Annotated in this window: 5 protein-coding genes; all 5 read left to right on the top strand. The window is 37.8% G+C overall.

Translation table 11 applies throughout. The features are described from left to right. The coding region (locus IEY40_RS19885) for a putative Ig domain-containing protein (RefSeq protein ID WP_188959311.1) at positions 1 to 3,449 on the top strand (3,449 nt) is incomplete at its 5' end. 175 nt (positions 3,450 to 3,624) lie between these two features. Then, positions 3,625 to 6,720: a CRTAC1 family protein gene (locus IEY40_RS19880; protein WP_229777176.1), complete on the top strand. Its 3,096-nt coding sequence runs from the start codon at positions 3,625 to 3,627 to the stop codon at positions 6,718 to 6,720. Then, the gene (locus IEY40_RS19875) at positions 6,720 to 8,900 is read left to right on the top strand and encodes a DUF255 domain-containing protein (RefSeq protein WP_188959308.1); all 2,181 of its coding nucleotides are present in this window, start codon (positions 6,720 to 6,722) and stop codon (positions 8,898 to 8,900) included. Before IEY40_RS19880 ends, IEY40_RS19875 begins: the two co-directional genes overlap by 1 nt. Before the next feature lie 126 nt (positions 8,901 to 9,026). Further along, positions 9,027 to 11,066: a hypothetical protein gene (locus IEY40_RS19870; protein ID WP_188959306.1), complete on the top strand. Its 2,040-nt coding sequence runs from the start codon at positions 9,027 to 9,029 to the stop codon at positions 11,064 to 11,066. A 109-nt stretch (positions 11,067 to 11,175) separates the two neighbouring features. Then, positions 11,176 to 11,608, top strand: a 433-nt coding sequence (locus IEY40_RS19865) for a DUF7034 domain-containing protein (RefSeq protein WP_188959304.1), incomplete at its 3' end; no start/stop codon positions are given.

The following is an 11,608-nucleotide window of genomic DNA, read 5'->3' as shown; positions in this document are numbered from 1 at the left end:
TTATCAATAAACCCACCTGGGCCAGCTTTAACAGCGCCAATGGTCAGCTAAGCGGCACGCCGACCAATACCGATGTGGGCACCACGGCGGGGATTGTGATCAGCGTCAGTGATGGCAACATTAGCACCGCGTTAACTGCCTTTAGCATTACGGTGAGCAACACCAACGATGCGCCGGTGATTAGCTCTACAGCGATAACGAATGCAACCCAAGATCAAGTTTATCAGTATAGTTTTGTTGTTGAGGATGATGACAGTGGTGATGTGCTTACCTATAACGCTGTGGTTATTCCGACTTGGTTGAATTTTAATATTTCAACCGCTTTATTAAGTGGCACACCTACTAATGCAGATGTAGGAAGCCATACCGTAACGTTAAAAGTGACTGATAGCTCGGGGATGAATGCTGAACAAAGTTTTGTGATTAATGTCAGTAATATCAATGATGCACCTGTTATTACTTCTTCTGCGATAACTGTAGTTACGCAGGATGTTGCATATAGTTATACCTTGGTAGCTGAAGATTATGATGAAGGCGATAGTTTAATCTATAGTGCGGTTGTTAAACCTGATTGGTTAAACTTTAATGTTGTTGATTCAACGTTGTCGGGTACACCTACTAATGAAAATATTGGTACTCATGCTGTTTCTTTGCAAGTTGTTGACACTGAAGGGCTAAAGGCTAGTCAAAACTTTAGTATTATTGTTACCAATGTTAATGATGTTCCTTTAATTACTTCCATAGCTATAACTGATGCTACTCAGGATCAAGCTTACACTTATACTCTTTTGGCTTCTGATCCAGATACTGATGATATTTTGACGCTAAGCGCTTCAACGATTCCTCAATGGTTGACCTTTGATGCGTCTGCTGGAGTGTTAAGCGGAACACCTACAAATGATGATGTAGGGGATCACTCGGTGGTGTTAGTTGCTACGGATAATGCAGGTCTATTTGTTGAACAAGATTTTGATATTACGGTGAGCAATGTTAACGATGCGCCTGAAATAAGCGGTTCTCCGTTATTGGTTATAGATGAGGATACTTTATATCAATTTACTCCTACTGCACTAGATGCTGATGAGGAGGATGTCTTAACATTTATGGTAGCTAATAAACCATCGTGGGCTGAGTTTAATATTGTTGATGGCACTCTAAGTGGAACTCCACTTAATGATGATGTGGGTCTTGTATCTGATATCATTATTTCAGTATCAGATGGAACAATTGATGTTGAATTGCCATCATTTTCAATAGAAGTGATTAATGTAAACGATACCCCAATATTTGAGTCTGAACCAATAACTCAAGCCAGTGTGTTTACGCCTTATCAATACGATATTATTGTGTCAGATGATGATATCGATTCATCGCTAACGGTTGAAGTAGTATCTGCACCAGATTGGTTGTCTTTAAATAATTTAAATCAACTAGTTGGCACTCCGCCTGCAGAATCAGCTGATATGACATTTATAATAGAAGTTAGTGTGACGGATTCTATTGTAGATCTTCCTGTCATACAGCGCTTTAGTTTGGTGGTTTCGGAGCCAACAGATACAGAACTTGGTGTAAATATTTATTTTTCACCTGCTCCGGCTATTGTTGGACAAAAAGTTAACCTTGTTGTTGATATTGCCAATAATGGCTATACCTCGGCAATTGGATTAAATTACCAAATTACGTTAGGCAGTGAACTTTCAATTGTCTCATTACCCGAAGAGTGTAATGAACAAGCCAATGCTATTCTTCGTTGTGAGGTTAATGATGAGCTAGCTATTGGAGACTCTTTAAGCCGAGTGATTGAATTATCGGTGGAGAATGTTGATTCAGGCTTTAGCTCTGCGAATTTAGCTGTTACGGGTAGTAATGTAAACAGTGTTGTATTTGAAGATGTGGCCAGCATATTACTGGCGAATACCTTGTCTGTATTACCTGGGAAAGTATTAACGAGTGTTCCAGCTGCGTTAGGTTATGCTGTTGATATGGATTCTGATAGTTTTGTAGATTTATTGGTTTATTTACCCGATGAGTTAATGATACAGGTCATGATTAATGATGGTTTTGGTGAACTCATTCCCAATGGTAAAATTTCATTAAATCAAGCTGTGACGTCATTTGTTGCGAGTGATATTAATGGTGATGGCTACATTGATATCATTACTACTGGTGGTGATATAGCTGGGAACCTTGCTTATATATTAGATGGGCTATTTGCTGTGACATCAATTGAAAATTTAGATGATGTTAAAGCAGACTTCATGTTAATTGTTGACGTTGATTTTGATGGTTATTCAGAGGTTGTCTTAGCCGGTATATATCAACCTCAAGTAGCTATTTATTCGGGGGTTGGCTCTGGTTCTCCTTCTGTTAATCTAGTTCCTATTCCTTTTTCGTTGCCGTCTTTAAGTGCCTCAAAAGGGACGCAACAGGTTTCTGTTCTGCAAGATTCTATAATTGCTGATGTGGGGATTACCTCTGTTTCTGCTATAAGTACTGATGGTGTGGTGAAGCTGTTAGTTGGATTAGAGACCCAAGCTCCGGTGTTATTGACTCTTGATAATCAAATTTGGACTTTAAGTGCCGTGAACTCGTTGGATCAGGGTGTCAAAAGTATCATTAGTACAGATCTAGATAATGATGACAAAGCTGATTTGTTTGTAAAAGACGATAGTGGTTGGCATTTAATTTTAGATGCCTTTAGCAATGACTTTATCAAAAGTAGTGTTACGTTCCCCAATGCTGATGACATTGTTGTCACCGATTTAGAAAATGATGGTATTAATGAGCTGTTATTAATGATGTCTCATGGGGTGAGTATTTGGCATTATTATGGCCCAGATGATATTCGCCCTGATAATTATGTTATTGAAGCACAAGCATTAGGTAGTGTTACTGTACTTGATATTGATAATGATCATTTGCTCGATATTATTACTTTTGACCAGATAGATGGTGTATCCGTTTGGTATGTGAGCGCGGGAGGAGGTGTGGGGCTTCAAGATGTAGATTTAGTGCTATCTAGTCTCATGCCAAGCTATCCTCAAGTTGATCGTGCAGTTAATATTACATGGTCTGTTTATAATTTAAGTGATGCAAGTGCTAGTAATGTTGTTATGAGTATTACGTTAGATGCAGATTTGGTAGTTCCTGAAGTTCCAAGTGGTTGTACTGTAACAGGTACCATGCTTACTTGCAGGTTAGGTGAGATTGCTGCTGGGGATTCTAAGGATATATCTTTTAGCCTTCGCCCTGAACGTGATGGAAAATTATCTGTTTTGGGAAATGTATCAAGCTCTCAATATGACGTGAATAATCTAAACAACCAATTTGATGCGAGTTTTGATTTTGCGTCACCTAAAAAATCTGATGGTGGTAGTGTTCCAATATGGACTGTATTGTTGTTATTAATATTTGCATCAGTTAGATATAGTAAAAATCGTTATCGTTAATTGATAATGATTAGCAATAAATAAGACAGGGGGTAACCCCTGTTTTAATATCAGCGGTACTAAGCCTACTGTATTATAAAATAAGCTACAAAATTTTAATTTGGAATCAAATTTAATGGCAAATTTTCGTATATCACATTTATGCCTCATAACGTGTTTGACATCGGCATGTAGTGTGTTTTCTATATATGCAACTAATGAGCCGTTTGATTTAAAGCCTATTCAACAAAATGACAGTTTACTCAAATTGATGGGTAAGCTTGAATCTGCAAGAGATCCAAAATGTCATGCAACGGCTACACGCTTGGAAGGGTTAATTTATGGTACGCCTTTAAGTGATAATGCTCGTTATAAAAAAGCTGAATATCAACAAGCATTAATTCGAAATATATGGATAAAAGCCACCGCGGAAACTCCTAATGTAGAACAATTATCATTAGCGCAAATTAAGCTTGCGATAAATGAATTTTTTAGCACTACGAAGTTAAGTAATACATGGCGTGTGACAACCCCCGCTATGTCTATTGACATAGATGCACGCGATGAAAGCCATTATGGGTCTATTGCTTATAGCTTTAGGGCTATGCTTGCAGTGCAACAGGAAGCTTTATTAGATTTTGATTCTGATTTGCCTGTATTAAGTGACGGCGCTGCAAAATACATAACCCAACAAATTGATTTAGTGACGCTATCTTTGTTAAAACAGGCAGATAATTTGGCAAGATTAAATAACCATCAAGAGGTTAGTCAAGAAGATCTAGTTAATAGCTGGGCTAGTTTGTTCCCTAATTTTTCGACGCAATCACTTGCTAATAACGTTGTAACAGATCAAAACTTTAAGAAGCCTCATGTGAGTAAAACGGGCTTGCAGAGTAAATTGATTGAGCAGAAAATGGCAGCATTTGCGCAGTACAACCAAGTCAATCAAGCCTTGTTTGCTCGTAATTTGCAGGTGTATTTTGCCAAACTTGCTTTACCACTAGACAAGCAAAAGTCGGCAGAATTTACTCGTTACTTTACAGAGGCGATGGTTGTTTTTTCGGCCAACTTCTATTTGCAATCTCAAGCGCAAGCGGGAAAAGCCAATGTGATTAAGGAGGCCGATGTTGCTATTGCGATGCAGCACTTGTTACCTCATTCTGTCAATGAATATGAAGATGTCATATTTTTTCAAAATTACCCTCAAGACAAACACGTTGTTATTGAATCCTATGATATGGACTCCTTTAGAGATTCTGGTTTGCATTGGTTGTATTACAAAGAAGCGTTGTCTGACTTAGATGAACAAGTTAAGTTAGAGGCCGACCCTTTTGCGGCTGAATTATTGTCTGAGGCGATTGCTCATTACGGTGTATTACTACTAAGAAGAGCGGGCGAGTTAGGTAAGTTTAATCAACAGAGCGAATTATCTGCAGCACTTGTGACGAGTGCTTATGAGTCTATTAATAAAGACGTCGATAGTTATCATCAATATAAACCACAAGTACTACCAGCTCCGGTTATTGTATCGGCCAGCAGTAAAGATCACAAAGTGATCCGTTACTTTGATAATGTCACTAACAAACAAAAAATAGATTTTGAACATAGATCTTCTGATTGGCTAAGTCGTCAATTAAGGAGTTATTTAAGTAAAGATGCTAATACCGGAATTTCGACTATTCCTCCAGCTTTTGGGGGAAGTGGAGTAGCTGCTGAAGATATTAATGGGGATGGTCTTGTCGATATCTTGTTGCTCAGTGGCACCGGTAATAAATTATTCTTAAATCGTAATGGCTTTTATGAAGATGTTACTTTGCAAGCCGGTTTACATAACCTTAGCCAACGTCCAAGTTCGGGAGCAGAGCAAGCACTCCCTGGTGAACCAAGACAGCCTTTGATAGCTGATTGGGACAATGATGGCGATCAAGATATTATGATCACTTATGTCGATGAGACACACAAAATGTTCAGCAATAATGGCGATGGGACTTTTACTGATATGACTAGTGTCGCTAAATTAGGTGGTTCAGGCATGGTTGGAGGACCTGCAACGACTGTTGATATTAATAATGATGGCTTGTTGGATATCTATATTGAATATTTTGGTAACTATCTGAAAGGTGATTTGCCTACTCTAAAGCGCAGAAATGACAATGGAGGAGAAAATGTATTATTCATCAATAAAGGTCATTTTGTTTTTGAGCAGGCAGAAAAAGCCCTAGGTGCTAATAACACTGGCTGGGGGCAGGCTGTAACTCATACAGATTTAAACATGGATGGTTGGCAAGATTTAATTGTTGGTAATGATTTTGGTGTAAATAGTTACTATATCAATAAGCAAGGAAAAGGATTTGTCGATTATGCTGATAAGCTAGGTACAGCTAAGCCTTCATATACGATGAATATTGGGTTAAGTGATTTAAATCGTGATGGTATTGCTGATGTTTACATTTCAAATATTATTACCATGAATAAAGATCAAAAATATGTCTTGCCTAGTGAGGATACTCAAGCTGAATTTAACCCGGATAAACTCGCCAATATGCGAGTAGTAGAAGGCAATGATTTGTTTATATCGAGCTTTGATGCCAATGGAGTACTAACTTATCAAGCTAGCGATAAGGTTGGCCGTGGTTATTCATCTACAGGTTGGGCTTGGGACGCAGATTTTTTTGATGTTGACAATGATGGTGATGATGATCTGTATGTGCTTAATGGTATGAATGATTACTATGTTTACTCGACGAATAATCCTTACTACGCGGATCCTAATACAGGCGAAAGTATTAACGCTGAATTTCCTGATGCAGCAAAGGCAAGTAATGTATTCTTTTTAAATGAAGCGGGTGGGTTGGTCAATACATCTGAGCAAAGTGGCTTGGATTTTATAGGTAATTCGCGTTCAGCTACTTATTTCGATTTCGATAATGATGGTGACTTAGATCTGTTAGTCAATAATTATCACGACAAGGCTAAGCTATTTGAGAATAAGGCAGAGTCACTTAATAATAATTGGTTAAAGTTACGTGTAAAAGGTTTGCCTTCTGCGGGGGTTAATTTAGATGGGATTGGTACGCAAATAATTGTTGGGTTTGGCGACAAAGGGTACGGTTGGCGTCAAGTGAGCGGTAGTCAAGGTTATATGTCGGTCCACCCTAAAGAACAAGTTATTGGATTAGGGAAAGAAAATCTAGCACGAGTCATGGTGATTTGGCCCAATGGTAAACGCCAGCAATTTGGCCCTTTAAAAGCAAATCAAAGTTATACATTAACGTACGGTGCAGCAAAGTAATGTTTAAACCTATCGTGCATGTGTTGTTGTGTCTATGTGTTATTTATGGCAATGACTGCATAGGCAGTGAAGAAACAGATAAACAAGGCTTATTTGCACAATTTGAGTCAAGGAAGCAGTGGTTTATTGAAGAAGGCATTCTACATCGTGGTGAAGCACCGAATAATATTAATAGACTGATACAAGAAGATTCTCCTTATTTATTAAGGCATGCTTTGCAGCCTATCGATTGGTTGCCTTGGACAGATGACATTTTAGCTTTAGCTCAAAAACAAAAAAAACTTATTTATGTGTCAATTGGTTATGATACATGTCATTGGTGTCATGTCCTTGCAAATGAAAGCTATATTAATACGGATATCGCGAAAGTATTAAATCATCATTTTATTAATGTAAAAATTGACCGTGAAATTCTTCCTGAAGTGGATGCTAAATATCGTTTAGCGCTTGAAAAAATGACAGGAAATCCTGGTTGGCCTATCCAAGTTATCTTGACACCTGATGGCGATATTCTTTGGATTGATTCTTATTTACCCCAATCTTCATTGCTTAATCTACTGAATGTAATATCAACAAAGTGGTTAGCGACTCCTGACAAGCTCTCTCGTAAGGCAAAGTCACTTAATGACCGATTGTTATCAAGCCAACAATTATCAGTCGATATGGCGTCACTGTTTAATTATCACGGACGTTTAGTTCAAGATGTTAAGGCGATACTCTCACAAGAGCTAACTCATGATGCGCCACGTTTTTTAAGGGCTGAATGGCTGCTACAACTCTTAAATGAGTTCGAAAAAACCACTAATCCTGAATATGTGGATATTGTTAAATCTCAAGTAGACCGTTTTTTAATGAGTGCCACTTATGATTTTATTGATGGCGGCATGCATCGTTACTCTGAAACGGGTGACTGGCAAACACCTCACTTTGAAAAAATGCTCTATGATCAAGCGCAGTTAATACGAGTATTGGTTAAGCTTTATTCGATAACGGGGATAAAGCAATATATCGATTTTGCAGCACAAACTGTTAGTTTTGTTGATTCAAAAATGAGTCATGATCGTTATTATGTTTCGTCTTTATCTGCATTGTCTAATGATATTGAAGGTGGTTACTACAAGATAGCCATTACAGATGTTTTACCGCTTTCGACTGAACAACAAATGCTTATTCACTATTTGCCTGACAACCAGTTATTTTATCTACGCTCTATTGATTTACCGTCCCCTCAACTTATTGATGTATTGAGTCAATTACGTCAAAAGCGCTTCGATTTCCCGATGGCCGATAAAAAAGGGATTTTATCTTGGAATGCATTATATGCGGTTGCCTTAGCTGAAATGTATTCGGCAACATTAGATAAACAAATTGAGCAAAAATGGTATCAGCACATTGACCAAATAAGTGAGCTGTTTTACCGTAATGAGCAACTTTATCGAATTGTTTATAATGGCAGAACCTCAGTTAAAGCAAAACTTGATGATTATGCTTTGTTAATTCAAGCGTTACTGTTGAAGTATGGGGTTAGCGGAAATACTGACGATTTAACTTTTGCAATCAAATTGAGTCATCAAATGAATCAGGAGTTAAAGCATGCTGATTTGTTAGCACTTGCAATGGATGACCAGCTTCCTTCTATGGTGGCGATGGTGATAAATGCCTACAGACAATTATATTTAGCTACAGGCGATTCGGCTATGGCTGAACGCATGAGCCAGTTAACATCCAAAACTGTTTTGTCGCCAGTGACGGTATCGCAGCTGTCTATATTATCTTCTATAGATAAAACTGGCCGGAGTGATCAATCACCTTATTTTTTCGGAAGAGGCAAGGGAGTCGTTAATTTTGTTTTAGTCGACAATAAACTTATATTAAAAATCAACTTAATTGATGGTTGGCATATTAATTCTAATAAGCCATTAGATAAAAAGCTTATCCCAACTAGGCTTCGAACGATTGATGGTGAGTTAGTTAATGCTGATTTTCCAAGTGCTAAGATGGTGAGTTTATCATTTAGTAAAGAAATGCTAGGTGTTTACGATTCTGACATTCGTATAGCGATAGACATTCGGCAGCTTGATGATTCAAATTTACCGTTAAAACTCACGATGCAGATGTGCTCTGACACGTTATGCCTTTTACCTGAAACACTTTTACTAAGACTCCCAAGAGTATTTTAAAACTATTAATTTGATAGTTTAAGATTATATAAATTTACCATTGTTAAATAAAATCAGTGGTTTATGGTTTTTATTGTTCTGATTTTGGTTTAGTATTATCTCTTTAATATTTCAAGGATGAATGTAATGCTATTTTATAAAACTTTTCATACTGCTTTATGTGTTACAACACTCAGTTTAATTAGTCCTGCTACTTTAGCTATTACTGGACTTTTCAACGAGGGTATAACACTCGCTGCCGATGTTAACAATGACGGTATTGCTGACTTTGCTTTACATAATGTGCTTGTGTCTAATACTAGATACGATGTTATTTCGGGGGCTGATGGTACCAAACTAACTTCGTTTGATTTCCCTGATTCTGAAACTGATTCATTTCACTATTCTCAGTTTCATTGGGTTGCCGATCGCGATAACGACGGTGTAAAAGACATTGGCTTATTTGGTTACAATGGTCTTACTGATAAATATCAATTTATATTAAAAAGCAGTAAAACGGGCCAAAGTTTAGGTACTTGGTCATGGAATAACACATTATTTGTGCCAGAGTTTTATGAGATTGATGATATTACCCTTGATGGTATGACTGAGTTTGGCATATTAGGCACACATTCTGCTAATTCTACCTGGCAACTTGTAGTGCGTGATGGCCAATTTAAAAGCCCTGTGGCGACGTTTAAATGGCCTAATATTTGGGATAATCCCAAAATTGTGACTATGTCTGATGTGACAGGCGATAATATTCCCGAAGTCGCCTTATATGGTGTTAATAAACGTCGTGGTAATGGTCAGTTGTTTGCGTTCGATGGAGCATTATCAACCAATAAGCTAGATGTTTATAACTGGGGTAAGCATTGGGATAATTTGTCTTTATTTAAATTAGATGACATTGATGGTGACGGCACGGTTGAGTGGGGGCAATTTGGTAAACGAACCGATGATGGCCGTTATCAAATGTTGATAAAACGCGGCAACAGTAAAACAGGCATGCTGCGTACATTAACGTGGAATACCACGATGAATACCGACACACCCATTATTGTTGATGATTTAACCAATGATGGGATCAGTGAGATTGCACTTGCAGGGTTTGATACTGATTTACGCTTTAAAATACTTGTTAATGATGGACGTTTACCAAATAAACGAATTAAAAATATTACCTGGCCACTAAATTGGTCCCCTGCATCACGTCTTGTTCATTTGCATGATATCGATGGCGATGGGATTAATGAAGTTGGTTTACTTGGCCCAAATACGACGAATCGCAATGTAACATTAAGCATTAAAAGCTTGGTTACAGGTAAAGAACTCACTCAGTACGAGTGGGATAAACAGTGGACAATTGGTTCACTAGGACTTGAGATTTTTGATGCTAATAATGATGGTGTGCTTGATTTTGCTTTAACCGGTTATCAAGACCTCAGCTTTTATGAGCGTATCTCTATTATAAGCGGTACAACTGATCAAACGGTTATATTCGATAAAATAGTGGGTCAAGATCGCACTACATTAGGCTCTTTTTTAACGGCATTATCGGATACTGATTTTAGATTTAATACCTCATTTAACGACGCCTATCGAGCGGGGGATACGGTAGCGCCTTTGTTGTTTGATGGTGCCTTATTACATCGAGGTTCTGTGTCATTACCTTATACGGTTAATAACAGTTTATTGACGTTACATCATAATCATGGGGATGAGGTCATTAATTTTTTGTATGTAGCCGATGATTTTGGCGTAGCAAAAGCGCCTGATTCTGAGCTGTCCATTTACACTAAGTATTCGTTTAATGTGCAATCTACTGATAGATTCGAGTCGTCGATGTTAATCGGTAAAGTGTTTTCTTTTATCATGGATGATGCAGGTGCTTTATCAAAAAGGGCAGACCCATTAATCTTCAATATTACTTTTTTGTCTAATGAACAGGCTTTAGTGAGTGCAGAAGAATCCTTTTTTGTACCTTGGTCAATTGATGCACAAGGCCGTTTAGTTGTGCACATATCAGATGAAAACGGTGATGATGATTTTGTGTTCACTCGCGTTGCCGATGATAAAAAACTGTTTGTTATTAAAGATGTTAATCGTAATAATAAGCCATTGCTGATGTCGGATGACATATTGCTTCCAATAACGATATTGAACAACTGGCTAATCTCTAATTAGCATGACGTTAGTGTCGTTATTTGCTTTTTAAACGCTCCCATTTGGGGGCGTTTTTTTGTGGGTTAAAAGGCCTTGATATTTAATTTCTAAATTTAAGATATGGACATTTATGTTAAAACTATTTAATTACTTACTGCTGCTTTTCTGTATTTCTTTTGATTCAATTGCAGATGACCTTACTCCTCCAGTTCTTGAAGGTTTTGAGATAACAACAAAAAACGTTGATGTATCTGAAAGTAGCCAACAAGTGACAGTACTGTTAACTATCACTGATGAGTCAAGCGTTCAGCCTCCTAACGTTGTTGCTAAAAGTGTATTGAATGACTCTTCTACAGGTTTTGGTGTTGTTCGATTAATCTCTGGTGACAATATCAATGGAACTTGGGAGGTGAAATTAACGGTACCTAAAGGGGCTACAGCCGGTGAGTGGAGGGTATCTTTATTTCCACTGACAGATATTGCTGGAAACTCCACTTCGTTTGGGCCTGGCGTACAATTTGATAATTCATTTTTCGTTGGCTCAAATAGCTCTGATTTGGATG

This window comes from Shewanella ulleungensis (assembly GCF_014648315.1).
In the GTDB taxonomy this organism is placed as follows: domain Bacteria; phylum Pseudomonadota; class Gammaproteobacteria; order Enterobacterales; family Shewanellaceae; genus Shewanella; species Shewanella ulleungensis.
Note: the sequence above shows the minus strand (reverse complement) of the source record. Positions and strands in the feature narration are given on the sequence as shown.

Excerpts from the sequence above, each read along its gene's own strand:
- IEY40_RS19870 (WP_188959306.1), top strand. The coding sequence starts at position 9,027 with ATGCTATTTTATAAAACTTTTCATACTGCTTTATGTGTTACAACACTC.
- IEY40_RS19875 (WP_188959308.1), top strand. The coding sequence starts at position 6,720 with ATGTTTAAACCTATCGTGCATGTGTTGTTGTGTCTATGTGTTATTTAT.